Source organism: Amycolatopsis sp. WGS_07 (assembly GCF_045278895.1).
In the GTDB taxonomy this organism is placed as follows: domain Bacteria; phylum Actinomycetota; class Actinomycetes; order Mycobacteriales; family Pseudonocardiaceae; genus Amycolatopsis.
In genome coordinates this window covers 7339090-7363541 of sequence record NZ_CP136053.1, presented here as the reverse complement: position 1 = coordinate 7363541, position 24452 = coordinate 7339090, and the positions used below count along the sequence as shown (strand labels likewise).

Below are 24452 nucleotides of genomic sequence, written 5' to 3'. Positions count from 1 at the left end.
AGCCGTCGCCTGCTGCCGCAGCCGGACGACGAGGCCGAGTGGGCCGGTGCGGCCGAGTACGAGGCGCCGGGAACGCCGCTGGAGAAGGAGATCGCCGCGGTCTGGGCCGAGGTGCTGGCCGTGCCCCGGGTCGGACGGCGGGACAACTTCTTCGAACTGGGCGGCCATTCGCTGCTGGCGGTCGCCGTCGTCACCCGGCTGGCCGAGGTCACCGGGCGGACGGTCACGGTGCGCACCCTGTTCGAGGCTCCGACTGTGGCCGACCTCGCGGGCCGGATGGGCGACGCCGAGCCGTGCTGACCGATGCCGCCCGGACCTTGCAGGTCCGGGCGGGCGCGCCCTCAAGCCCGAGCGCGAGCTGGATCCACGCAGCCTCGCAAGCGCGCCGAGATTGATCCGGCAGTGCGGCGGGATGCGGTGCAGCGGCAGCGAACGGGCACGGTCAGCCGGTCTGGTCGACGTCCTCGAGCCCGAGGGCGAGCTGGATCCACGCAGCCGCACACAGCCTCGCAAGCGCGCCGAGATTGATCCGGCAGTGCGGCGGGATGCGGTGCAGCGGCAGCAAAGGAGCACGGTCAGCCGGTCTGGTCGACCTCCTCGAGCCCGAGGGCGAGCTGGATCCAGGCGGCCGCGCAGAACCTCGCGAGCGCGGCGAGGTTGATCTGCGAGTGGGGCGGGATGCGTTGCAGCGGTACCGGAATCTCGTCGCGCACCAGCACCCGCGGGCCGAGCCAGCGCAGCAGCGCGCGGCCGGATTCGGTGCAGCGCAAGGCAGGATCCTGCTGGAGTGCTTCGAGCAGCGACCGCAGTTCTTCGGAGGGGTCGTCCTGCGCCAGCTTCACCGTCAGCAGCTGTCGGCTCGCCGTCTGGTCGTCGCGCGCGGGCCGGGTGCGCCGGTCCAGGACCGGGTCTTCGCCGGCCTGCAGGCGTCTGCGGACACTCCGCGCGGTCTCGACCGAGATGCCCGCCTCCCGCGCGATGCGGCGCAGCGTCGCGTCCGGATGCCGGGCGATCAGCTCGGCCGCCGCCTGCCGGCCGGCCGCGCCGTTGACCGGCCGGACCCGGCCGTCGCGGCCGACGCGCGCCGGCTCCGGCGGGCCGTCGAGCTTGCGGCGCAGCGATCCGACGGTTTTCGCGGACAGGCCGGCGGAGACGGCGACGGCCCGGTCGGATAGCCGCGGATGGGTGCGGATGATCCGGGCCGCCGCGGCGCGCCGGTCGGCGATCGTGAGGGGCATGCCGTGCGACACGTTGAGCCGGACGGCGAGCAGGAACGCCTCGTTCTCGTCGCCGTCGAACAGCTGGGCGGAGATCTCCGGCTCGCCGCGCAGCCGGGCGGCGGTGAGGCGGTGCATGCCGTCGATGACGCGGCCCGTCGCCCGGTGCACCAGGATCGGCGGCAGGTCCGCCTCGGTCTCCGCCAGCGATCTCGCATGTGCCATGTCCACTCCGGCGGACCGCGGCGAGTCGGCCTCGCGGACCGACGAGACGGCCAGCCGGACGACAGTGCTGTCCCAGGGACGCGATTCCACTGTGGAGCGAGAGGTGTCGACTGGCACTGGGTCAGCCCCGTTCTTGGTCACAGCCTCGGATTCCGGGCGAAGACATGGTCTTAGGACCATCCTGACCGGGCGGCCGGACATGCGGGACTCACCTGTTTACGGGGCAACCTCCGGACGCCGCAGGAATCCGAGGCGGCGCGCCTCCGCCACGCCGCCGGCCACCGGGACCGGATCGCTGCTGCGGCCCAGAATCGCGAGGAATTCGTTGCGCGGCATCGGTCCGGCCCCGAGCCGCTGGCTCGGCTTGCTGTCCCATTCGACGTCCAGCAGCGTCACGCCGGTGCCGGCCAGCCGGTGCTCCAGGTCGAGCAGCGCCACCTTCGACGCGTCGGTTCTCCGGTGAAAGCAGGTTTCCATGGCGAACACCCTGCCGATGCCGACTCCGACGGCGCCGCCCACCAGCTCGTCGCCCTCCCACACTTCGACGCTGTGCGCCCAGCCCAGCTTGTGCAGCTCCGTCATGCACTCGCACAGCTCGTCGGTGAGCCACTCCGGCGTGCGGTCGCGGCGGCATTCGGCGAGCACCTGGCCGAAGCTCTCGTTCGCCGTGGTGGTCCAGGGGAACCGGTTGCGCAGTTTCTGCATGAGGGTGCGCGGTTTGGCCAGCCACCCGTACGGGATGACCGGCCGCGGGTCCGGGGACCACCAGGTCAGCGCGTAGGGATCGGGCAGCGGCGAGTCGAGCAGCACGGTCGTCCCGGCGGCGACCGCGTCCTCGTACAGGAAATGGTTCGCCTCGACCTCGGCCGGCGAGCCGGCCGGCATCGGGAACGCGCCGTGCCGGTACGCGCCCAGCAGGGTGGCCGGGTCGAGCCGGCCACCGATCGCGACCGGCTCCCCGGCCGGGGCAGTATTCAACGGGAGTCCGTCCCAGACGCATCCCTCGCAGCGAAGCACAGCTGGATTCTGGCCCCAAACCGGCGATCGACGGGAGCCTTCGATGACCGTATCCACGACACCCGGCGCGGCGGCGCGCTGGCTGCGCCGGCCGCGCCCGCGCCACTATCCGGAGGCCCGCCTCGTCTGCCTGCCGCACGCCGGCGGCACGGCGGGCGAATACCTTCCCTGGGCCGCCCGGCTGCCCGCCCAGGTCGAGCTGATCGCCGTGCAGTACCCCGGCAGGCAGGACCGGCTGGACGAGCCCTGCGCGCAGTCGGTGCCCGAGATCGCGGACGCGCTCGTCCCCGCGCTCGCGCCCTACGCCGACCGGCCGCTGTATCTGTTCGGGCACAGCATGGGCGGCCTCGTCGCCTACGAAGTCGCGGTCCGCCTGGAGGCAGGCGCCGGGCCGGATCCGGCGGGCCTGTTCGCCTCCGACTCGCTGGCCCCGCACCAGGCCAAGCCGCCCCGGGAAACACTCGACGACGCCGCCGTCGAGGCGGACATCCGCGCGTCCGGCTGGAGCGATCCCGCGGTGTTCGAGCACCCGGAACTGCGGGAACTCATCCTCCCCGCGCTGCTGGCTGACGTCCGGGCGGTGCTGTCGTACTCCCGCCGCGACCCGGTGCGGCTGCGGTGCCCGATCGTCGCTTACGCGGGCAACGAGGGCGCGGCCGAGGCGGCCGCCTGGGGCGAGCTGACCTCCGGACCGGCCGACTGGCGGCAGTTCGACGGCGATCACTTCTACCTTCGGTCCCACCAGGCCGAACTGGTCGCCGACGTGGCGGCCCGGATGTCTAAGTGGGGAAATTCGCCGGTTGGACAACGGTAAGACCAGTGAGACCGCCGGCCGATGCCAGGGATTTAAGCGGCGTCGCCGCGGGCCGCCGACCGTCCATAAAGGACTTCAACGCCGCCGAAATGCCCCATTGGGGCACTAGCCCTCCCCGCCGAGCCGCCTTAAGCCCCCGCGCATGGGAACAGTGGTCCGTGAAGGACTCCTTGAGGGAATCTAATTCCCTCAAGGAGTCCTTCACGGACCACGCGGACCACACGGAACACGCGGCTTAAGTCCCTGGTGCACCGACGTCAGCTGTCCGAGCGCTGCCAGTAGCTGTCGCTCCCCCGCTTCCAGGACCGGCGCATCGGATCGCGCAGCACCCGGATCACCAGGCCGGCCGGGACCACGAACAGGACGTAGACGAGCGTGAGCATCGCTTTGCGCATCAGAGACCCTTCGGTGCGGGAGGCGGCGCCGTCAGTCGAGGGGCACCTCGGTGCGCCAGTCCAGTTCCTCTTTCCACTCGGGCTGATCGGCCTTGGACAGCAGGAATCCGCCGATCGCGAGCAGGTCGATGTCGGTCCGCATGAAGCAGGTGTAGGCCTCGTGCGGCGTGTTCACGATCGGTTCGCCGCGGACGTTGAACGAGGTGTTCACCACGACGCTGCTGCCGGTTTCCTCTTTCAGGGCAAGGAGAAGCTGGTGGTAGGCGGGGTTGTCCCGCTCCCGGACGGTCTGCACGCGCGCGGAGTAGTCCACGTGCGTGACCGCCGGGATCACCGACCGGGGCACCTTCAGCAGATCGAGGCCGGTGAGCCCGGAGTCCGCCGCGACCGTCCGGCGGGCCGCCTCGGCGACCGGAGCGACCACGAGCATGTACGGGCTGTCCTGCGGGAGGTCGAAGAAGTCCTTCGCCTCGTCGGCGAGCACCGACGGCGCGAACGGGCGGAACGACTCCCGGAACTTGATCTTCAGGTTCATCACCGACTGAGTCCGCGGATCGCGCGCGTCGCCGAGGATCGACCGGGCGCCGAGCGCGCGCGGGCCGAACTCCATGCGGCCCTGGAACCAGCCCACGACCTTGCCCGCGGCGATCGCCTTCGCGACCTCGGCGGCCAGCGCCGCCGGCTCCAGCCGACGGTGCGGGATCCCGCCCGCCGTCAGGTATTCGGCGATCCGGTCGTCGTCGTAGGCGGGTCCCAGGAGCGCTCCGGACATGGCGTCGCGGCCGGTGCCGACGTGGGCGCGCCCGGAGCCCCGGTCCATCGCGACCGCGAGCGCGGCGCCCAGCGCACCGCCGGCGTCGCCGGCCGCGGGCTGGACCCAGAGGTCGTCGAAAATCGAGTCTGCGACGACTTTCCCGTTGGCGACACAGTTCAAAGCCACCCCGCCGGCCATGCACAGCCGTGCCTCGCCGGTCAGCTCCCGCGCGGTCCGCGCGAGCTTGAGCACGGCTTCCTCGGTCACCAGCTGCACGGACGCGGCCAGGTCGAACTCGCGCCGGGTCAGCTCCCCTCGGGCTCGCGGCGCGGGCCGCCGAACAGCTTCTCGAAGCCGCGGCCGGTCATCACCTGGCCGCGCAGGTACTCGAAATAGCGCATGTTCAGGCGGAACGAGCCGTCCGGCTTGAGGTCGATCAGCCGTTCGCGGATCAGGTCGGCGTACCGGGGTTCGCCGTACGGCGCGAGGCCCATCAGCTTGTATTCGCCGGAGTCGACCTTGAACCCGCAGAAGTAGGTGAAGGCCGAGTAGAGCAGTCCCAGCGAGTGGGGGAACTGGATCTCGACGACGGGCTTGAGGCGGGTCCCCTGCCCGTGCCAGATCGTGGTGGTCGCCCACTCGCCGACGCCGTCGACGCAGAGCACCGCGGCCGATTCGTACGGACTGGCGAAAAACGCCGACGCCGCATGCGATTCGTGGTGGCGCCGGTGGCTGATCTCCGGCACGGGACCGAGGTTCAACCCCTCCAGCTCGCGGCGTACGACGTCGACGGTGCGCCGCTTCGACGTCCACCAGGAGGGCAGCGTGTCCCGGAACGAGGCCAGCCCGTACGGGGCCGCGCCGAGATAGGTCGCCAGGACGCGGCGGAACTTCAGCTCCGGATCCTCGTAGTAGGCGATCGCCGACACGTCCGCCAGCGTCGCGCCGACCTCGTCGAGCGTGTAGGCCACCGCGTTCGCCGGGAAACCCGAATCGTGGCGGCGGCGGGTGAAGCGCTCCTCTTGGGCCGCCGCGACCGGACGCCCGTCGCGGACGAGCGCCGCCGCGCTGTCGTGGTAGTAGGCGGAGATGCCCAGGATCAGGTCAGGCATGGGACCGCCTCTCGGATTGCGCCCGGCGGGCCCCTTTGCGGGACAGCAGACCGGGCGGCGGGTTCAGCGACCGGTAGCCGGCCCGGATCCGGTCCCACACGTCCGGGCGCGCCTGCGGCGTCTGCTGGGCCAGGTAGTCGTCGATGGCGTCGGCCGCCCAGGCCGAGTGCCCGGTGGCGACGTTGTCGATGGTGTTGTGGATGTCGAGGAACGCCGTGCTGAAGCCGTATTTCTCGAGCGACTGGCGGCCGCGGCGGTAGCTGCCGCCGACGCCGGACAGTTCCATCGCCAGGTTCAGGCCGAGGATCTCCGCCTCGAACGTGCGCGGGAACCGGCCGATCGACAGCCAGTAGACCGGCGTTTCGAACGACTTGTCCCGGAACCCGGGCCAGGCCGCGAACTCCGGCGACCGGGTCGGCGGGAGGTCGATGCCCATCTCCCGCAGCATCGCGCGGTAGATCAGCGGATGGTTCAGGCTCAGGTCGCCGTTGCCGAGTTCGTCCCAGTAGGTCTCGAACAGGAAGTGGCCGCGCTCGGACGAGGCGAGCTGGTAGTCGGTGGACCCGGCCAGCCAGGAACCGTCGATGAGGGTGAGCGGCGCCAGCTGCAGGGTCGAGTCGATCAGGTCGGCGCGGTCGGGAAGGGGATCGTCCATGCCGTCGTGGAACTCGTCGTTGTGCAGGTCGTGCTGGTCGAGCAGCCACGGCCGCAGTCCGTCCGGCGGCTGCTCGGCCGGCAGCGTCCGGGGGAGGGCTCCATGTCGCTGCGGCACCGGGCGAGCCGCTTTTCCACGTAGCGCTGCGCGTACTGGCGGACCGCGGGCGTGGTCTTGCGCTGCAGCAGGGCGGTGTACGCCTGCCGGATGTCCCCGGGAGCATCGCCGTCGCCGCTGTCCGGGGCCGGCCGGAGCGTGATCCGGCGGGGCTGATGGGCGGGCGGACGCCACTCCGCCCGCTGCGCGGGATCCGTTGGCAGCGCGTCGATCCAGCGCCTGATCGTGTCCAGGTCCTGGTCCGGGAACACGCGGAACATCCGGCCCTTCTCCGACACCAGGGCTCCGGTCAGGCGGCTGGCCTCGGACCGGCCCGGCCGGACGAGGCGGCTGTTCGCCAGCGCGCCCAGGAACGGGATCGGGTCGGTGCGCGCCTCGACGAGCCAGTCCTTCAGCAGCCGGCCTTGGACGTTGAACCGGTCGTGGTAGGCGGACGCCTCCCGTGCCCGGGACTGCACCAGCTCCGCCATCTCGAAGCCCGGGTCGCGAGCGGCGTCCAGCTCGTCGTACACCTCGTCGCACCACTCTCGCAGCGCGGCGAACGCCCACGCGAAGCCGCGCTCGACCGCCGCCGCGCCGGACGCCCCGGCCGATTCGGCGAACGCGGCCGCCAGCGCCCGGGCATCGTCGACCGCCGACGGCCCGTCCGGCGTGCGCGCGAGACTCGGATCCAGTGCGTCCCAGCCGATCCCGTGCGGATGCCGGGCCTGAACACCGTCGAGCGGCGGGAGCAGCCCGGCCTCGCGCAGGCAAAGATCGAGGCCGATGATCTCGCCCCGGTACGCGTTCGGGTGCCGGCTCATCGTCAACGCGAAGGCCGGCAGGGAGAAAGACCGGTCGGCGATCCGGCGGTCCTGCGCCAGCTGGCTCGCCGGATGCGCGTGCACCGCGACCCGGAGGTGTTGCAGGAGCGAGAGGTAGGCGCTCCCCCGCGACGCCCGCGGATGCCCGGCGCCGACGTCGCCCGCATACAGGGCGAGCACCCGCATGGTGACCGCTTCCTCGGCGTTGCCCGGCTCGCTCATCCATTGCAGCCACGCACCGGACACCGAAGCCAGGGGCGCGCACGCGAGCGCCGCCCGGCGGACGAGCACGTCGGCACAGCCCTCGCTGTCCGCAGTCGCGAAGAGGGCGGCAAAGCGTTCCCGTTGCGCGGCGGCCCATTCCGACACGGCCGCGGCGTCCCGCGGGCCGCCGTCCGCACGGCTCAGCTCGGCGACGATCTCGGACCGCAGCGCGTCGGGCAGCGAAGCGCACTCCGGCTCGCACGCCCGCGCGAACACCGTCCGCACCGACAACGCCGCGGGATCGTCGTCGGCCGCCTGGTCAGAACTTCGGGTGAATGGACGCATCGCGCGTCTTCCTCCTCCTCCGTCGAAGAGCTTGGCGACCGCTCGGCGCGGACGGGCCATGTGCCCTCGCTTCCCTGTCGCAGCCGACGCAAGTGCGGTGCCCGCGGCCAGCGGGTCCACCTCTGCTGCCGAGCACACTAATGCCGGGCCGAAGCGGTGCCGCGTCCCGTAAAACGGCTCCGCGGGGCCGTCCCCGGTTCAGGCGACTGCGCCCGTCCCGGCCGCGTTGCGTACGTTCGTGGTCGTGGCGAACACCAGGTATGCCCCCGCTGTGGTTTTCGACCGGACGGCCGCACCGGAGGATTCCGCCGAGCCGCCTTCGAGTCCAGGTGGCTTCGGCAGCGTCTTCACCGACCACATGGTCACCGTCCGGTACCGGCCGGACGAGGGGTGGCACGACGCGAAAGTGGAGCGGTTCGGGCCGACGGCGCTGTCGCCCGCGGCCGCCGGACTCCACTATGGACAGACGATTTTCGAGGGCCTCAAAGCGTATCGCGCTCCGGACGACCGCGTCCTGCTGTTCCGGCCGGACGCGAACGCCGCGCGGTTCCAGCGGTCGGCCCGCCGGCTGGCCATGCCCGAGCTTCCCGGCGAACTCTTCGTCCAGGCGCTGGAGGAACTGGTCGCCGCGGATCGGCGATGGGTGCCCTCGGCCGACGGCGGCAGCCTCTACCTCCGTCCCTTCCTGGTCGCCACCGAGCCCTTTCTCGGCATGCGGCCGGCCGAGGAGTACCTCTTCTGTGTGATCGCCTCCCCCGTCGGCGGGGTCTTCGCGGGCGGGCCGGACGCCATCTCGGTGGACGTCGCCCACGACTACGCGCGGGCCGCGCCGGGCGGCACCGGCTCCGCCAAATGCGGCGGCAACTACGCCGCGGCTTTGCCCGCACTGCGACGCGCCGTCTCGGAGGGGTACGACCAGGTCGTGTTCCTGGACGCCGCGCAGCACCGCTACGTGGAAGAACTCGGCGGCATGAACATCTTCTTCGTCTTCCGCGACGGCCGGATCACGACCCCGCCGCTGTTGGACACGGTTCTCGCCGGCGTGACCAGAGACTCGGTCATCACGCTGGCCGAGGAGGCCGGCCATCAGGTCGCCGAAGCCCCGTACTCAGTCGAACAGTGGCGGGCCGACGCGGCTTCCGGCCAGTTGCGCGAGGTGTTCGCCTGCGGGACCGCCGCGACGATCGCCGGGATCGGCCGCGCCCGGTATCTCGGCGAGGAGTTCGCCATCGGGGACGGCGGCGTCGGCCCGGTCACCGCCGGCTTGCGCACCCGGCTGCTCGACCTGCAGTACGGACGCGCGGAAGACGTCCACGGCTGGGTCCGGGTCGTCCCGCGTCCGTACCGGTAACCGGGATGCCCTACGTCCGGATCGGCGACGCCGACCTGTACACGGAAGCCTCCGGCGACGGAGATCCGGTTTTGTTGCTGCACGGCGGACTCTGCTCGCTCGAAACGATGCGGCCCCAGGCCGACGCGCTCGCGCGCCACTACCGCGTGTTCGCGTTCGAGCGTCCTGGACACGGCCGTTCGGCCGACGTGGACGGGGATTACCAGTACGCGCACGGGGTCGCCCAGGCCCTCGCCTACCTCGACGCCGTCGGCCTCGAATCGGCGCACGTCGTCGGCTACAGCGACGGCGGGATCATCGGGCTGCTGCTCGCGCTCGAGCATCCGGCGAGGGTGCGATCGCTGGTCTCGATCAGCGCGAACCTCGACCAGTCCGCGTTCACGACCAGCCCGGAGGCGGACTCCGCCACCTTCCTCGTCAAGTCCGAAGTGGACGGACCCAGCCCGGGAGCGGACGCCGAACGGCTGCACTACGAGCGGCTTTCGCCGGACGGCCCGGAGCATCTGGACATCGTGCTGCGCAAGCTTGTCCGGATGTGGTCGCGGCAGCCACGGATCGACCCTGGCGACCTTGGCCGGATCACCGCGCCCGTCCTGGTGATGTCGGGCGACCACGACACGGTCCGGCCCGACCACAGCCTGCTCATCGCCGCGTCGATTCCCGGCGCGCAGCTGTGCGTCGTCCCGGGAACCACGCACGACCTCGTCAGCGAGCGGCCCGGCCTCGTCAGCCTGCTCATCCAGCAGTTCCTGCCCGCCAGCCGATAACGCCCGTTCACCAGTCGATCACATCGCGCTCGCCGTAGAACGACCCGTCGGCCCGTCGTCGGGCAAGCCACACCCATTCCCGGCGCTCAGCTGTGCGTCGTCCCGGGGACCACGCACGACCTCGTCAGCGAGCGGCCCGGCCTCGTCAGCCTCCTCATCGAGCAGTTCCTGCCCGCCGGCCGATAGCGCCCGTTCACCAGTCGATCACATCGCGCTCACCGTAGAACGACCCAGTCGGTCCGTCGTCGGGCAAGCTCGCCAGCCACACCGGGACCGCGGGCGACGCGGACGGTCCGATCTCGTCGCTGTCGTCCTCGGCCGGGCCGGGGCCGCAGGCGTTGACCAGGATGCCGGAGCAGGCCAGTTCGTCGGCGAGCACGCGAGTCAGCGCGTTGACCGCGCACTTCGAAACGCGGTAGGCGGGCAGGTCCGCCCGCATCGAGGCGAGGCTGCCCAGTTCGCTGGAGATGTTGACGATCCGGCCGTAGCGGTGGATGCGCATCAGCGGCACGACGGCCTGGGTCAGCTGCCAGGCACCGACGAGGTTCGTCTCGACCGTGCGCCGGACCAGCTGCGGGTCGACCGCGCTCGCCCCCTCGTCCTCGTCGAGGAGCACCGCCTCGTTGTTCACCAGCACGTCGCACCGGCCGAGGGCGCGGAACAGCCAGGCGGCCAGCCGGGCGATCGAGTCCGCGTCGTTCACGTCGAGCTGGCGGACCGCGACCCGGTCCGCCAGGTCGCCCAGCAGATCGACCGCGGCCCGGCCGCCCGCGATCGAGCGGCTGGCCAGCACGACCCGCATGCCGTTCGCCGCCAGCATCCGGACGATCTTCAGCCCGAGGCCGCCGCTGGCGCCGCTGACGAGCGCGACCCGGTCTTCGGACGGCCCGCCCGAAGACGGCTCCGGCAAACTGGCGAAACAGCCCGCCGCGGCGGGCAAGGACGGCGGCTTCGCGCCGTTCACGGCCCCGGGCAGCAACGCTAGACGTGGCGCATCGGCGGGAAAACCAGGTTGACACGACACATGAGTGCCATCCTCTCGTCTCGACAGCTGCGTCCCCCGTGCTGGTGTCCCGGCGAAACCGGTGCGGAACGGGCACCCTTCGTTCAAGCCTTGGGCCAGCGCACGCGACGGACGGACACACGACTTCCGACGATGTCTCCTGAAGCTTCGATCGATATTCACACACAGGCTTCGACAGGGCAACAGTTCATTTGCCGTAACGTCCATTGTGGACGATGCGGCGGAGGCGGGTCCGGCAGACGTGCGGAGAGACCGGTTCCGGTGACAAGACGTCCCGGCCGGCGGTCGTTACGTTGGCTCTGGGAGGCCTCGCATTCCTCATTCCAGGCATGTCCGGCCGCAGGCGTCTCATCGAAGAAGGGAATCCAAGGTGGCGGAAAGCATGAGCGATACCGTGACCCGAGGGCTGACGGCCGAAGAGGTGGAGTCGTTCAAGGAGAACGGATTCCTCGGGCCGTTCGACCTCTACGCCGAGGACGAGGCTCCGCTGGTCTGGAGCCAGGCCATGATCGACATGGTCACCTCGGAGAACAAGCCGCACGACTCCACCATCATCAACTACGACCGGCACCTCGACTGCGACACGCTGTCGCGCCACATCGCCCAGCCCGCGATCGTCCACAAGCTCCGCAGCCTCATGGACGACGACATCATGTGCTGGAAGACGCACATCTTCGAGAAGGAGCCCGGCGACTCGGGAACGGGCTGGCACCAGGTCGAAGCGTTCACCGTGTTCGAATCGGAAGACGTCTCCTACCCCTCGCTGCGCTACACCGAGGAGACCACCGCCGCCACGCAGGAACTCACTGTCTGGACGGCTTTCTCCCCGGCGGACAAGGAGCACGGCTGCCTGCGCTTCCTGCCCGGCAGCCACAAGCAGTGGTACTACGACGAGACGAAGCCGATGTCCTACAACGTGGAGAACAAGTCCCACGACTTCTTCGGCTACGACTACGCGGAACTCAAGCTCGACAAGAACTGGGACCCGAACAAGCAAGAGATCGTCGACATGGAGCTGAAAGCGGGCCAGTTCGTCATCTTCCTCGCCAAGTGCGTGCACGGCTCCAACCCGAACATCAGCAGCGACAAGCGGGTCGGGCTGGCATCCCGGTACGTCTCGCCGTCCGTGCGGGTCTACGAGCACATCAACCGGCTCAGCGGGTTCGGCGACGCGATCGACCTCGACTACCACGGCGGCGTGATGGTCTCCGGCGAGGACAAGTACGGCTACAACCGGATGCACGAGAACAACCTCAACGGCTTCCCCTTCCCGAAGGTCGAGAGCAATGGGCGCTGACGACTACCGGCACAAGTTCGCCGAATTCCTTTCGACGCAGCCCGCCGGCGCGGACCTGACCTACGAGCAGGTCGTCCGGGCGCAGTCGCGCCAAGAGCTGGGCATCAGCTCGCTCACCATGATCGTCGTGCTGATGAGCTACATCAAGAAGTACACGAACGGCGGCGTCTCCGTCCGGCCCGAGTGGGTGCCGCGGCTCAACGACCTCGACGGCATCGCCTCCGTGCTGCGGGAGATCGACGCCAGCGCGGCCGATCCGGTCCGGCACTGACGCCGTCGCCCCGCTGGGCCCGGCATTTCCGTTGTCCCCTCGGCCGGTGGAAGGAAGCATGATCCCGGATCACGAAGACATAGGCATCGGCTCGTTCGCGTGCGCCTTCGGCGACGTGGAGTGCAAGCCGGAGAACATCCCCGATTTCGAGGCGCTCTGGGAGACCGTGTCGTTCGGAACCGACTTCGCCGAGATGGGATGCACGACCTACCGGAAGATGTCGGGCCCCGCGGAGGACTATGTCGTCGACTCCGTGCGCCGGACCCTGCGCCTCGCGGGGGTCTCGGCCGGCGAGGTCGACCACCTCGTGTTCGCGACCAGCGACCCAGCCCTCGCCCTGGTGCCTCCGGACTTCGCGAGCCGCGTGCTGCTCGCACTGGGCATGGAAGGCTGTGTCCCGCACGTCGTGTCCTTCCAGCGGTGCTGCAGCTCGCTGACCGCGCTGCAGCACGGCGAGCGGCTGTTCGCCGACCCGGACGTGACGAACGTGGCAGTGGTCGCCTTCGACTTCATGCCCGAGGACCGCGACCGGGTGCGCTCCTACGCCGTCTTCGGCGACGCGGCCGCCAGCTGCCTGCTGAGCAGGACCGGATCGGGGCTGGTGCGGCTGCTCTCGTCCGCGATCAAGACGGACCCGGAGGGGCTGCGCGGCCGCGACACGTTCGTTTCGCGGAAGGACGTCGCTGAACGGACGCTGTCGGCGGTGCTGCGCGCCGGCGGCCGACGGCCGGAACAGCTCGCGAAGGTGTTCGCGGCGAACCTGCACAAGCCGCTGACGCTGTTCAACGCGACGTCCGTCGGGCTGCAGCCGGACACTGTGCACTTCGCCGACACGCTCGCTTTGTACGGACACTGCGGAAACGCCGACTGGATGATCAATCTGCTCGACTATCACGAGCGGTTCGGCATCCAGTCCGGGGAAACGTATTTGGCGCAGTCTCTCGCCCCCGGGTTCTACGCCTGCGGGCTCCTCGAAGGACTCGCGCAATGAGCGGGGATCTGTCCACAACGGACTGCATCGGGCCGATCCCCGTGCCGTACGGCGTGATGGGCTCCTTGCACTGTCTCGCCGAGGAAGCCGGGGCGGACGACTTCGTCGCGTTGTCGGTCTGCGCCGGCGTTCTGGCGCAACGGCTTCCGCGCCCGGGCGCCGGCTGCCGGGTCCGGGTCACCCGGGGACCGCTGGAGGCGATCGTCCCGCAGGGCGGCGCTCCGGACGCCTCCCTCAGCTTCCGCGAGGCGCTCCGGCTGGCTCTCCCGTCCGGGCCCGCCATCGCGCCCGGCTCCGACGACCCGCTGGTCGCGGTGACGATCCTGATCGCCCGGGCGGGCCGGCATCTGTACGTCGAGACCGTGCCGGGCTCCGCCGACCTGCCCACTGCTCAGGCCTGGGCCAGTTCCTTTCTGCAGCTGCTGGTTTCCCTCGCGAAGGACCCCGATCTCCCGATGCTCGACCATCCGCTGGTCGGCGACGAGGAGCGGGCGCGGATCCTGCACGGCCTCAACCCGCAGCGCGACCCGGAGATCCGGTACCGCACCCTGGCGGAGCCGTTCGAGGAGCAGGCGGAACGCACTCCGGACGACATCGCGCTACAGGACGAGGACGGGACCACAGTCACATACCGGGAGCTGAACGAGCGCTCGAACCGGCTGGCCCACTATCTGCGCGAGCGCGGCGCCGGCCCCGGCACCCGGCTCGGCATCTGCCTCCAGCGCAGCATCCATCTGGTCGTCGCGACCTACGCCGCGGCCAAGGCAGGCGTCACCTACGTTCCCCTCGACGCCGACTTGCCGGACCAGCGCATCGCGCTGATCCTGGCCGACTCCGCGCCGCAGCACGTGCTGACCGACCCGGAGTGCCGCGCCCGCATCCCGGACGGAGACTGGGAGGTCTTCGACGCCCGCGCGGAGCGGGACTGGATGCACTGTCCCGCAACGAATCCGCCCGACGACGGCACCACCCGCGGCCCGGTGCACCTGCTGTACACGTCGGGAACGACGGGCCGCCCCAAGGGGGTGGTGTCCCGGACAGCCGCGGCGCTGGCCAACGTCTTCTGGATGCAGCGGCAGTACCCGTTCCAGCCTGGCGAGACGGCGCTGTTCAAATCCTTCGCCGGCTTCGACATCCACATCTGGGAGATCTTCTGGCCGCTGTATCACGGTGCGCGCGTGGTGATCTGCCGTCCCGGCGGCGAGCGCGACCCGAGGCATCTCGCCCGGGTCGTCCACGACCACGAGGTGACGCAGGTCTTCATGGTGACGACCATGCTGCCGGCTTTCCTCGACGAGATCTCCGCAGTGGGCGCCGACGCGCTGCGGTGGGTCGTCTGCGGCGGCGAGTCGATGAGCCCGCGGCTCCCGGCGGAGTTCTACGCCGCGCTGCCCGCGAGCACTCTCGTCAACGCCTTCGGCCCGACCGAGGCCGGTCCGGTCACCGACAACGTCATCAAGCCCGGCTGGGACGGGATGTCCGTGCCGATCGGCAGGCCCGCCGACAACTTCCGGGTGACCGTGCTGGACGCCAACCTCGACCTGGTGCCGGTCGGCACGCCCGGGGAGGCCTACATCAGCGGCCCCGTCGGCCTGGCGGACGGCTACTGGCGCCAGCCCGCCCGGACCGCGGAACGGTTCGTCGCCGATCCCTACGGGCCGCCGGGGTCGCGGATGTACCGCACCGGCGACCTCTGCCGGCTTCGCGAGGACGGCGCGCTGGAGCACCTCGGCCGGATCGACCGGCAGGTCAAGATCCGCGGGCTGCGGGTCGAACCGGGCGAGATCGAGTCGGCGCTGGCCGCGCACCCCGCGGTCGGCGACTGCGCCGCGATCGCCCACGGGCAGCCGCTGCGCCTCCTCGCCTTCGTCGTGCCCGCCGGACAGGGCCCCGGCCCGGACCCGGACGCGCTGCTGGACTACCTGGCCGGGCTCCTGCCCAGCCAGATGCGGCCCGAGCGGGTCGTGCCCGTCGACCGCCTGCCCGCGACGGTCAACGGCAAGCTCGACCACGACGCGCTGATCAAGACCTGGCAGGAGCTGACCGAACGCGAACGCGCGGTCGTGCCCCCCGCCGACGAGCTGGAGGCCCGCCTGGTCGAGATCTACCGGCGGGTCCTCGGCCCGAAGCCGATCAGCGCGCTGGACACGTTCGTCGCGCTCGGCGGCCATTCGATGCTGACGTTCCTGCTGCGGGACGAATGCGAGGCGGCGCTGCGGACCGCGCCCGACCTCACGCAGCTCCTGCACGGGACGTTGCGCGAAGTGGCCGCGACGATCCGCGGCGGAGGGCAGCCACCCGAAACGAAGAGTTCCGTCACTGCCGGAACCGCACGACAACCGGAGGACGGTTTTGGACACGCTGACGACCGGTGACACCGAAAAGCTCGCCGACACGCTGCGCGGCGAGCTGATCACCCCGGCAGACCCGCGCTACGACCGGGCCCGCCAGGTCTGGAACGGCGACATCGACCGGCATCCGCCGCTGATCGCGCGCTGCGCCGACGCGGCGGACGTGGCCGCGGCCGTCACGTTCGCCGCCGGACGGGGACTGCCCGTCGCGGTGCGCGGCGGCGGCCACAGCGTGGCCGGGCAAGGGCTGTGCGACGACGGCGTGGTCGTCGACCTGTCCTTGATGCGCGCGGTCGACGTGGATCCGACACGCCGGCTGGCCCACGTCCAGGGCGGCGCGCTGTGGCAGGACGTCGATCCGGCGACCCAGGCGCACGGCCTGGCCACGACCGGCGGGATCGTCAGCGAGACCGGCGTCGGCGGGCTCACGCTCGGCGGCGGCATCGGGCACCTGATGCGCCGCTGCGGGCTGGCCACGGACAACCTGGTCGAAGCCGACCTGGTGACCGCCGACGGCCGCCTCGTCACCGTGGACGCGGAGCGCGATCCGGAGCTGCTGTGGGGATTGCGCGGCGGCGGCGGCAACTTCGGAACCGTGGTGCGATTCGGTCTCCGGCTCCACGAGGTGGATCCGACCGTCCTGGCCGGGATGCTCATCCATCCGCTCGACGACGCGCCCGCGGTGCTGGCCCGCTACCGCGACCTGATCGCGGAAGCCCCCGACGCGCTCGGGACGATCCTCAACCTCCGGCTCTGCCCCGCCGTTGCGGCCATTCCCGAGCGGCTGCACGGAACTCCCGTCGTGGCCATCATCGTGTGCTGGTCCGGCGATCACGAGCAGGGACAGGAATTCCTGCGCCCGCTGCGCGAGTTCGGGCGCCCGGTGCTGGACACCGTCGCCCCCATGCCGTACGTGGTCCTGCAGCGCATGCTCGACGACACCTCGCGCGCCGGCGACCACTACTACTGGCGTTCGGTGGACTTCGGGCCGCTCACCGACGAGATCATCTCGATCATCGTCGAGCACGTCGCCCGGATCACCTCACCGCTGTCGGCGGTGCCGGTCTACCACCTCGGCGGCGCGATCGGCCGGGTCCCTCCCGAGGACACCGCCTTCGGCTCGCGCCACGCCACGCACGACATCAACATGTTCGGCCACTGGTCGCCCGACCGCGACGACCGGGACCGCCACGTCGCCTGGGTCCGCGACTTCAGCGAGGCGATGGCGCCGCACGCCGTCGGGAAGTACGTCAACTTCCTCAACGACGAGGGAACCGACGGCGTGCGGGAGGCGTACGGCAGGCGGTGGCAGCGCCTGGTCGCGCTCAAACGGCGCCTCGATCCGGAGAACGTCTTCCGGTACAACTTCAACATCGACCCGGGCTCTCCGGACGAGCAGGACGCATGAAGTTCGGCATCCAGATCGTCCCGGAGGACCCGTGGCAGACCGCGCGGGAGAAGTGGCACCGGGCCGAGCAGCTGGGATTCGACCACGCCTGGACCTACGACCACCTGAACTGGCGGGCGTTCCGCGCGAAGGACTGGGCCACCGCCGTCCCGACGCTGACCGCGGCGGCGGTGGAGACCACCCGCATCAAGCTCGGCGTCCTGGTCGCGTCACCCAACCTGCGCGATCCGGCGTACCTGGCCAAAGAAGTCACCACCCTCGACGACATCGCCGACGGCCGCCTCGTCCTCGGCCTCGGCTCCGGCGCCGAGGGCTACGACGCCAAGATGACGCGCCGCGTCCCGTGGAGCCGGCGCGAGCGCACCGAGCGGTTCGACGAATACGTGCGGCTCACCGATCTGCTTCTGCGGCAACCGGTCACCACGTTCGACGGCCGCTACTACGTGGCCGACGAGGTGCATTCGCATCCGCTGTGCCGCCAGGTCCCCCGCGTCCCGTTCGCCATCGCGGCCGGCGGGCCTCGCGGCATGCGCCTGGCGGCCGAGTACGGCTCGTACTGGGTGACCACGGGCGTGCCCAGCCGGGTCGAGAGCGCGCCATACGAACAGGCGCTGCCCATTGTCCGGCAACAGGTCGAGGCTTTTGAAAAGGCTTGCGGGGAAGTCGGCCGCGACCCGGATTCCGTGGCCCGGCTGCTGATCTGCGGCCCGAGCGTGGGCGGTGTCCTCGCTTCGCCGGAGGCGTTCTTCGACGCGGCCGGCCGATTCGCCGAAGCGGGCATCACCGATTTCGTCGTGCAATGGCCGAGGACGAGCGAGCCGTTTTTAGGAAAGGTCGAGATCTTGGAGAAAGTGGCCGCGGAGCTGAATCGCCCCCGAAACACGTGACGCGGCGACGGAACGACCGTCGCTTACGCTCTGAAGGAGAGTGCAAAATTCGACTGAACGGAATGGCGTGATCCGATGCGAACCCACTATGTGGCGGACGCCCCGCTCGACGACGCCCGGCTCGCCAAAGACCTCGCGCAGGCCGAGTTGTTCCCGTGGTCCGAGGCGCACAGCGATTACCTTTCCCAAGGCGCGTACAAAAGCTGCATGCTCTGGACCCGCGGCGGGCAGGTCGGCGACGGAGTGGTCACCTCGTACGATCACCGCCGGCCGTCGGCGTTCACCGAGTACGCCGACCAGATGCCCTATCTGCGCGAGCTGATCAGCACCGTGGTCGACCTGGAGCGGCTGAACTTCGTGCGGCTGGCGAAGGTGCAGAACAGCGTGATCATCCCGCACCGGGACCTGCTCGAATTCACCGAGATCCCGGACGACTCGCGCAGCGTCCACCGCCTGCACATCCCGCTGGTCACCAACGGGGACTGTTTCTTCAACGAGGGCAACACCGTATTCCAGATGCGCAAGGGCGAGGTCTGGTTCCTCGACGCCTCGCAGATCCACTCGGCGGCGGTGCTCTCCACCGAGCAGCGCATCCACATGATGCTCGACTTCGTGGACACGCCGTCGGACAAACCGCTGGTGAACATCGAGGGCCGAGGTCCGGAAACCGGCATCCCGGAAAACCGCAAGGTGAACCGGCCGCCGCTTTCCGACGCCGACCGGGCCGCCCTGCGGAAACTGTCCGGCGTCATCACGATGGACACGGTCGACGAAATATTCAGCATCGTCATCAAGAAACACTACCGCTATCACGGCGGCGACGATTTCGTGTGGACCACGATGACCGCCATCGCCCGCGATTCCGGGAATCCGGAAATAGTCCGGCACATCGACGAACTGCACCGTTACTTCACCATCGAACGGTCCGCCGACGACTAACGGCGCGAGCCGGTTCCCGACGGCTGCCGAATCAGGAGAGCACCTTGGCCACCACCACATCCGACGTGGTCCGCCCGGCGCCGCTGGCCGGGGCGATCGACCACGTGGGCATCCAGACGATGGACCTGGAGAACGCGGTCGCCTGGTACCAGGAGTTCCTGGGCGGCACGGTTTCCTGGGAGATGAACGACGGTTTCTCCGCACTGAGCCGGCAGCGGCTGCCCGGGCTGGCCCGCGTGGTCGAGGTGGCCGCGGGCGGCATCCGGCTGCACCTGTTCACCCGGACCGCCGGGACGCACGCGCCGCCGGCCAGCGAAGCGAACCAGTTCCAGCACCTGTGCATCCGGGTCGGCACGGCCGAGCAGTTGCGGCTGTGGCGGCTCCGGTGGATGCAGCTGTACGAGTCGGGCCGCTACACCTTCGTCCGCGACGAGCCGGCCACCGAGATCGACATCGACGCGCAGGGCATGCAGAGCTTCTACGCCTACGACGTCAACGGCCTGGAGGTCGAGTTCACCTACCAGCCGGACGCCGCTGAGGGACGGGACAGCGCCGATGGATCCGACTGAGACCCCGGCCGTCGTCACGGACTTCCCTGCCGGGGCGGAGTGGGAGTTCGGCGGTCATCCCTACGGGCTCGAACCGCTGGCCCTGCCCGCGCAGTGGCTGCCGCGCACCGCGGTCCTCGACCCGGTGCGGCTCGGAGCGCTGCGGAGCCAGCTGGCCCAGGCCTCCCCCGCGGCTCTCGACCGCCTGCGCCCGGACGGCGACGAAGAGATCGACCGGCTGTTCTGGTTCCGGTGGATCACCGCCCACCAGACCACTTTCCTGATCTGGCAGCAGCTCGCGGCGATCGTCGAGGAGATCGAGGCCGCCCCGGGCGAAGTCCCGGAGCTTGCCGAACAGGCGCGCGTGCTGGTGTGCGGCTACTCGCTGCTGCTGCTCTACGCCAGCTCCGCGCCCCGCGAGATCTACGGGCGGGTCATCCGGATGCCGATGGCGCGCCAGCACGTCAATCTCAGCGGCGCGTGGGCCCGGGACTACGCGCCGGTGCGGCCGTTGATCGTGGGCAAGGCGGCGTTCGCCCCCGGCGCCGCGACGGACGCCCTTCGCCGCGAGTGCGAACTCAACGAGCAGGTCCACGAAGGCATCCCGGACAAGGTTCTGCCCACGGGCGTGTCTTCGCTGCTGCGGAGCCCACGGCCGAAGGGCGGCAAGCAGTTGCACCGCACCACGTTGCGGTGGCTGTACGACGGCATCTTCCTGACCACCCGCGCGGCCGTGTCGCAACACACGCTCGCCTGCCAGCTGGTTCGCCGGCTGCACGCCGTTTTCCTCGACGTCACCGCGAACGGCCTGTACCCCTCCTTCGCGTCGAGCGCACACGACGAACCGCCGCTGCTGCGCACGCCGGAACTGATGGAGCGCAAGGCGGCTTTGGCCGACTGCGTCCTGGAACTCCTGTGCCTCGCGGGCGCGCCGGCGAGCCAGGCCCACCCACCGACGACCGTCCGGGCTAGCTCCCGATCCGAGAGTTGAGGTTTACATGACCGTCGTGCCGAACACCTCGCCCGAGGAATCGCGATATTGCGCGGACACGTTCAACGGCGCCGTGGCCGCGGCCGCCCTCAGCGCGGCCTGGGACATCGGCCTGCTGGACGAACTCGCCGGCCGCGACGCGGTCGAGGTGCCCGAGTTCACCGCCCGCACCAGCACCCACCCGGACGGGGTCCGCCAGGTCCTGGCCGCTCTGTCCAGCCGCCGGATCGTCGTCTTCGAAGCCGGCGGAGAAGTAGTCCGGCGCGGCCCGGGATTCGACGAGGCGTTCCGGACCAGGGGCTTTTTCTACTGGCTGACCCGGGGCTGCGGCGAGCTGTTCACCGATCTGACCTCACTGGTCCGCGTCGAGGAAGGCGCCGACCGCCAGATGCGCCGGGACGCGCGGGCGATCAGCGTGGCCTGCCGCAGCATCGCCCGCAACTTCTTCGACCCGCCGCTGCGGGAGGTCCTCGACGGCCTCGACTTCTCCACCGTCGCCGACCTCGGCTGCGGCAGCGGCGACCGGATCATCATGCTGGCGCGGGAGCGGCCCGGCGTCCGGGCGATCGGCGTCGACATCGCGCGGGGCGCGCTGGCGGTCGCCGGCGAGGCCGTCCGGGAGGCGAAGCTCGAAGACCGCATCACGCTGACCCAGGACGACGTCCTGGACATGCTGCCGCGGCCGGAGTACGCCGACGTCGACCTGGTCACCTGCTTCCTGATGGGCCACGACTTCTGGCCGCGCGACGCCTGCGCGAAGACCCTGCAGCGGCTGCGCGAGATCTTCCCCAACCTGCGCGGCCTCATCCTCGGCGACACGTGCCGGTCGGTCGGGGTCGAAGGCCCGGACCTGCCCATGTTCACGGTCGGGTTCGAGACCGTGCACGCGATCATGGACCAGTACCTGCCGACGCTCGACGAGTGGTACTCGGTCATCGCCGAAAGCGGCTGGCATCTCGCCGACCAGCGGCTCATCGACCTTCCCGCGTCCAGCTTCATCTTCCACCTGACGCCCGCCTGATCCGCGCCGTACCCGGAGGAACGTCCATGGACTCCCGTCCCGCACCAGCCGCACCAGCCGAACCGGCCTCCCGGACCGATCTCCCGCTGTTCAAGGAGGTTCCGGGGCATCACGCGCCGACGCCCTTCTACCTGACCGACGACATGTACGGCGGGCTGGCGTTCGAACTGGCCGGCGGCGAGCTGAGCGACAAGGTGGACAAGCCGGTCGCCGCCCCGCACACCCACGAGGTTCCCGAGATCTACCTGCTGCTGTCCCCGAATCCGGGCGGCGGCGTCATCGAGGTGGTCGCCGACGGCGAGCATCACCTGCTCAGCTCCCCGGCGACCTTCTTCATCCCGGCCGGGACGGTGCACCACTTCGTCACGCGCAAGGCCGAGCCCGGCACGTACTGTCTCGGCCTGCTGCTGACCGGGACGGCCCAGCGATGACCGTGATGCGCCCCCAGCTCACCGGGACCTTCGGCGCCGTGGCCGCGACGCACTGGCTCGCGTCCGGCGTCGGCATGGACATCCTCGACCGCGGCGGCAACGCCTTCGACGCGGCCGCCGCCGCTGGCTTCGCCCTCCAGCTGGTCGAGCCGCACTCGAACGGCCCCGGCGGCGACGTCGTCATCTCCGTCTACGAGCGCGCGACCGGCAAGGTCCGCGTCATCTGCGGCCAGGGCCCCATGCCGCAAGCAGCGACCATCGACCGGTTCGCCGCGCTCGGCATCAAGCAGATGCCCGCGGCGGGCCTGCTCCCCGCGACCGTGCCGGGCGCGTTCGGGGCGTGGACGCGCCTGCTCGCCGAGTTCGGGTCGATGCCGCTGGACACCGTCCTCGAACCGGCGATCGGCTACGCCGCCAGCGGCTACCCGCTGCTGCCCGCCGCCGCGTCGACGATCGCGACCATGGCCCCGCTGTTCTCCACCGAGTGGACCGCGTCGGGCCGCACCTGGCTGCCCGGCGGCGAGGCTCCGCTGCCCGGCTCCCGGATGCGCAACACGACGCTGGCCGAGACCTACGAGCGGCTGATCCGCGAGGCGCGGGCCGCGTCGAGCGACCGGGTGGCCCAGCTCGAGGCGGCGCACCGCGTCTTCTACGAGGGTTTCGTCGCCGAGGCGATCGACCGCTTCTCGCGCACCACCGACGTGTTCGACTCGACCGGCGGCCCGCACCGCGGCCTGCTCACCGGCGAGGACCTGGCAGCCTGGCAGCCAAGCGTCGAGGAGCCGTACTCCTTGGCGTACGGCGATTACACCGTCCACAAGCCGGGGCCGTGGTCGCAGGGGCCGGTCTTCCTTCAGCAGCTGGCCCTCCTCTCCGGCTGCGATCTGCGCGGCATGGGGCTGGGCAGCGTCGAGTACATCCACACTCTCGCGGAGGCGGCCAAGCTCGCGTTCGCCGACCGCGAGGCCTGGTACGGGGACCCGCTGCAGACGCCGGTTCCGCTGGACGAACTCCTGGCACCCGAGTACACCGCGCAGCGGCGCGCGCTGATCGGCGACCGCGCGAACCTCGACCCCGAGCCCGGCCGGGTGGGCAGCGGCGAGCCGTGGATCCCGCAGGCCGAACCGCCGGAGGAGCCGGGAGCCGACGAGCCGGACTGGCTGACCCAGCTGCGCAGCGGCCTGCCCACGGTGACCGCCGCCGCGCCCCGCGCCGGCGCCGGGAACACCTGCACCGTCGCGGTCGTGGACCGCTGGGGCAACCTGGCGGTCGCCGTGCCCAGCGGCGGCTGGCTCAAGAGTTCGCCGGTGATCCCGGAACTCGGCTTCGCGCTGGGCACCCGCGGCCAAACGGCCTGGCTCGCCGAGGGCCACCCGAATTCGCTGGCGCCCGGACGGCGTCCCCGCACCACGCTGAGCCCCACGGTCGTGCTGCGGGACGGCGAGCCGTTCCTGGCGTTCGGCACGCCGGGCGGCGACCAGCAGGACCAGTGGACCCTCCACGCGTTCCTCGCGATCGCGGAGTTCGGGGTCGAACCGCAGGAGGCGACCGAGATTCCGGCCTGCAACATCGACCACTTCGCGCAGTCGTTCGCGCCGCGCCTGTCGAATCCGGGCTCGGTGATCGCGGAGCGCTCGTTCGGCCCGGAGGTGCTCGCCGGGCTGGAACAGCGGGGCCATCGGATCGCCGCGGTGCCCCCGGGAACCCTCAGCAAGGTCTGTGCCGCCGGCGTCGACCCCGCCACCGGCTTCGTCCGGGTCGCGGCGGGCCCGCGCGGCCGTCAGGCCTACGCGGTCTGTCGCTAGTGAGGCGGTAAGCCATGTTCGTCCCCAGCCACTACCGGATCGAAGACGAGGTGTGGCACCGCCGGATCATCGACGGCCACCCCCTGGCGACGTTCACGACCAACGGCGAGCACGCGCCGCTGGCCACCCGCCTGCCCGCGCTCGTCGCGCCGGGCGAACCCGAGTCCGGCCCGCTGCCGGGCACCGAGCTGGTCGGCCACCTCAACCGCGCCAACCCGCACTGGAAGGCGCTCGAGGACGGCATGCACGCCCGGCTGATGTTCGACGGGCCGGGCGGCTTCGTCACGCCCGCGGTCTACCCCGGCGACCCGGCCGCGCCGACGTGGAACTTCGCCGCCGTGCACGTCTGCGGCCGCATCCGGCTGGTCGACGGGCTGGAGGAGACGCTGGACGTCGTCCGGTGGACGGCCGCGCGGCTGGAGGGCCGCTTCGGGGCGGGCTGGGACCAGACCGCGTCGGTCGCCTACTTCCGCCGGATCGTGCCCGCCGTCGGCGCGTTCCGGATGACGATCGACTCGGTGGAGGCCCTGTTCAAGCTCAGCCAGGAGCAGCCGCCGTCGGTCCGGGAGTCGGTGATCCGCCGCTACGAGGCCGACGCCACCGGCACGGGCTGGCCGCTCGCGCGGCTGATGCGCGAGACCGGGATGGGGCAGGCCGAAGGATCGCCCGCCTGCCCCTGCTGAACCCGGCTCGGACGCGGTCCGCTGACTGT

General features: G+C 70.8%; 26 protein-coding genes. 17 read left to right on the top strand and 9 right to left on the bottom strand.

Annotation, left to right across the window (positions count from 1 at the left end; translation table 11 throughout):
• Positions 1 to 9: 9 nt before the first annotated feature.
• Positions 10 to 300 (top strand): phosphopantetheine-binding protein, encoded by a 291-nt coding sequence (locus RPX00_RS34585; protein WP_406643192.1) that lies wholly within the window; start codon positions 10 to 12, stop codon positions 298 to 300.
• Between the two features lie 142 nt (positions 301 to 442).
• Here the strand turns inward: RPX00_RS34585 and RPX00_RS34580 are convergent, their stop codons facing one another.
• The 3 genes from RPX00_RS34580 to RPX00_RS34570 all read right to left on the bottom strand — a co-directional run bounded on the left by RPX00_RS34580 (position 443) and on the right by RPX00_RS34570 (position 2420).
• Positions 443 to 565 (bottom strand): hypothetical protein, encoded by a 123-nt coding sequence (locus RPX00_RS34580; protein WP_406631726.1) that lies wholly within the window; start codon positions 563 to 565, stop codon positions 443 to 445.
• Positions 566 to 575: 10 nt separating this feature from the next.
• Positions 576 to 1559, bottom strand: a complete 984-nt coding sequence (locus tag RPX00_RS34575) for a streptomycin biosynthesis protein (RefSeq protein ID WP_406631725.1) — start codon at positions 1557 to 1559, stop codon at positions 576 to 578.
• A gap of 99 nt (positions 1560 to 1658) precedes the next feature.
• Positions 1659 to 2420: a leucyl/phenylalanyl-tRNA--protein transferase gene (locus RPX00_RS34570; RefSeq protein ID WP_406631724.1), complete on the bottom strand. Its 762-nt coding sequence runs from the start codon at positions 2418 to 2420 to the stop codon at positions 1659 to 1661.
• 82 nt (positions 2421 to 2502) lie between these two features.
• On the opposite strand from RPX00_RS34570, the gene RPX00_RS34565 reads away from it, so the two are divergent.
• Positions 2503 to 3273, top strand: a complete 771-nt coding sequence (locus tag RPX00_RS34565; RefSeq protein ID WP_406631723.1) for a thioesterase II family protein — start codon at positions 2503 to 2505, stop codon at positions 3271 to 3273.
• Positions 3274 to 3530: 257 nt separating this feature from the next.
• On the opposite strand, the gene RPX00_RS34560 is transcribed toward RPX00_RS34565, so the two are convergent.
• From RPX00_RS34560 to RPX00_RS34540, 5 genes are read right to left on the bottom strand one after another with little or no spacing between them, the layout of a single operon-like run.
• Positions 3531 to 3668, bottom strand: a complete 138-nt coding sequence (locus tag RPX00_RS34560; protein ID WP_406631722.1) for a hypothetical protein — start codon at positions 3666 to 3668, stop codon at positions 3531 to 3533.
• Between the two features lie 31 nt (positions 3669 to 3699).
• Positions 3700 to 4689 carry a carbamoyltransferase C-terminal domain-containing protein gene (locus tag RPX00_RS34555; protein ID WP_406631721.1) on the bottom strand — a complete coding sequence of 330 codons (990 nt, stop codon included), beginning with the start codon at positions 4687 to 4689 and terminating at the stop codon, positions 3700 to 3702.
• A gap of 38 nt (positions 4690 to 4727) precedes the next feature.
• Positions 4728 to 5534: a carbamoyltransferase N-terminal domain-containing protein gene (locus RPX00_RS34550; protein ID WP_406631720.1), complete on the bottom strand. Its 807-nt coding sequence runs from the start codon at positions 5532 to 5534 to the stop codon at positions 4728 to 4730.
• The gene (locus RPX00_RS34545) at positions 5527 to 6189 is read right to left on the bottom strand and encodes an iron-containing redox enzyme family protein (protein WP_406631719.1); all 663 of its coding nucleotides are present in this window, start codon (positions 6187 to 6189) and stop codon (positions 5527 to 5529) included. The genes RPX00_RS34550 and RPX00_RS34545 overlap by 8 nt, the downstream gene beginning before the upstream one ends.
• Positions 6156 to 7658, bottom strand: coding sequence for a hypothetical protein (locus RPX00_RS34540; protein WP_406631718.1), 1503 nt, complete (start codon positions 7656 to 7658; stop codon positions 6156 to 6158). The genes RPX00_RS34545 and RPX00_RS34540 overlap by 34 nt, the downstream gene beginning before the upstream one ends.
• 244 nt (positions 7659 to 7902) lie before the next feature.
• On the opposite strand from RPX00_RS34540, the gene RPX00_RS34535 reads away from it, so the two are divergent.
• Positions 7903 to 9009, top strand: coding sequence for a branched-chain amino acid aminotransferase (locus tag RPX00_RS34535; protein ID WP_406631717.1), 1107 nt, complete (start codon positions 7903 to 7905; stop codon positions 9007 to 9009).
• 5 nt (positions 9010 to 9014) lie between these two features.
• Positions 9015 to 9776: an alpha/beta fold hydrolase gene (locus RPX00_RS34530; RefSeq protein ID WP_406631716.1), complete on the top strand. Its 762-nt coding sequence runs from the start codon at positions 9015 to 9017 to the stop codon at positions 9774 to 9776.
• A gap of 193 nt (positions 9777 to 9969) precedes the next feature.
• Here RPX00_RS34530 and RPX00_RS34525 read toward each other — a convergent pair whose 3' ends face one another.
• Positions 9970 to 10740 carry an SDR family NAD(P)-dependent oxidoreductase gene (locus RPX00_RS34525; protein WP_406631715.1) on the bottom strand — a complete coding sequence of 257 codons (771 nt, stop codon included), beginning with the start codon at positions 10738 to 10740 and terminating at the stop codon, positions 9970 to 9972.
• Between the two features lie 442 nt (positions 10741 to 11182).
• Here RPX00_RS34525 and RPX00_RS34520 point away from each other — a divergent pair, with 442 nt between their 5' ends.
• From RPX00_RS34520 to RPX00_RS34460, 13 genes are all read left to right on the top strand, one after another.
• Positions 11183 to 12097, top strand: a complete 915-nt coding sequence (locus tag RPX00_RS34520) for a chlorinating enzyme (protein WP_406631714.1) — start codon at positions 11183 to 11185, stop codon at positions 12095 to 12097.
• Entirely contained in the window at positions 12087 to 12368 is a 282-nt protein-coding gene (locus RPX00_RS34515; RefSeq protein WP_406631713.1) for a hypothetical protein, read from the top strand. The genes RPX00_RS34520 and RPX00_RS34515 overlap by 11 nt, the downstream gene beginning before the upstream one ends.
• A gap of 58 nt (positions 12369 to 12426) precedes the next feature.
• Positions 12427 to 13359 carry a hypothetical protein gene (locus RPX00_RS34510; RefSeq protein ID WP_406631712.1) on the top strand — a complete coding sequence of 311 codons (933 nt, stop codon included), beginning with the start codon at positions 12427 to 12429 and terminating at the stop codon, positions 13357 to 13359.
• Positions 13356 to 15734, top strand: coding sequence for a non-ribosomal peptide synthetase (locus tag RPX00_RS34505; RefSeq protein ID WP_406631711.1), 2379 nt, complete (start codon positions 13356 to 13358; stop codon positions 15732 to 15734). The genes RPX00_RS34510 and RPX00_RS34505 overlap by 4 nt, the downstream gene beginning before the upstream one ends.
• Positions 15712 to 17118, top strand: coding sequence for an FAD-binding oxidoreductase (locus RPX00_RS34500; protein ID WP_406631710.1), 1407 nt, complete (start codon positions 15712 to 15714; stop codon positions 17116 to 17118). The genes RPX00_RS34505 and RPX00_RS34500 overlap by 23 nt, the downstream gene beginning before the upstream one ends.
• Positions 17115 to 18005 carry an LLM class flavin-dependent oxidoreductase gene (locus RPX00_RS34495; RefSeq protein ID WP_406631709.1) on the top strand — a complete coding sequence of 297 codons (891 nt, stop codon included), beginning with the start codon at positions 17115 to 17117 and terminating at the stop codon, positions 18003 to 18005. Before RPX00_RS34500 ends, RPX00_RS34495 begins: the two co-directional genes overlap by 4 nt.
• Positions 18006 to 18080: 75 nt before the next feature.
• Positions 18081 to 18944 (top strand): aspartyl/asparaginyl beta-hydroxylase domain-containing protein, encoded by an 864-nt coding sequence (locus tag RPX00_RS34490; protein WP_406631708.1) that lies wholly within the window; start codon positions 18081 to 18083, stop codon positions 18942 to 18944.
• A gap of 44 nt (positions 18945 to 18988) precedes the next feature.
• Positions 18989 to 19513 (top strand): VOC family protein, encoded by a 525-nt coding sequence (locus RPX00_RS34485; protein WP_406631707.1) that lies wholly within the window; start codon positions 18989 to 18991, stop codon positions 19511 to 19513.
• The gene (locus RPX00_RS34480; RefSeq protein ID WP_406631706.1) at positions 19500 to 20483 is read left to right on the top strand and encodes a hypothetical protein; all 984 of its coding nucleotides are present in this window, start codon (positions 19500 to 19502) and stop codon (positions 20481 to 20483) included. Before RPX00_RS34485 ends, RPX00_RS34480 begins: the two co-directional genes overlap by 14 nt.
• A 7-nt stretch (positions 20484 to 20490) precedes the next feature.
• Positions 20491 to 21504 (top strand): class I SAM-dependent methyltransferase, encoded by a 1014-nt coding sequence (locus RPX00_RS34475; RefSeq protein ID WP_406631705.1) that lies wholly within the window; start codon positions 20491 to 20493, stop codon positions 21502 to 21504.
• A gap of 26 nt (positions 21505 to 21530) precedes the next feature.
• Positions 21531 to 21935, top strand: a complete 405-nt coding sequence (locus RPX00_RS34470) for a cupin domain-containing protein (RefSeq protein WP_406631704.1) — start codon at positions 21531 to 21533, stop codon at positions 21933 to 21935.
• Complete coding sequence (locus RPX00_RS34465; protein ID WP_406631703.1) at positions 21932 to 23740, top strand: gamma-glutamyltransferase family protein; 1809 nt, start codon at positions 21932 to 21934, stop codon at positions 23738 to 23740. The genes RPX00_RS34470 and RPX00_RS34465 overlap by 4 nt, the downstream gene beginning before the upstream one ends.
• Positions 23741 to 23754: 14 nt before the next feature.
• On the top strand, positions 23755 to 24423 hold the full coding sequence (locus tag RPX00_RS34460) for an FMN-binding negative transcriptional regulator (RefSeq protein ID WP_406631702.1): 669 nt from the start codon (positions 23755 to 23757) through the stop codon (positions 24421 to 24423).
• Positions 24424 to 24452 lie beyond the last annotated feature (29 nt).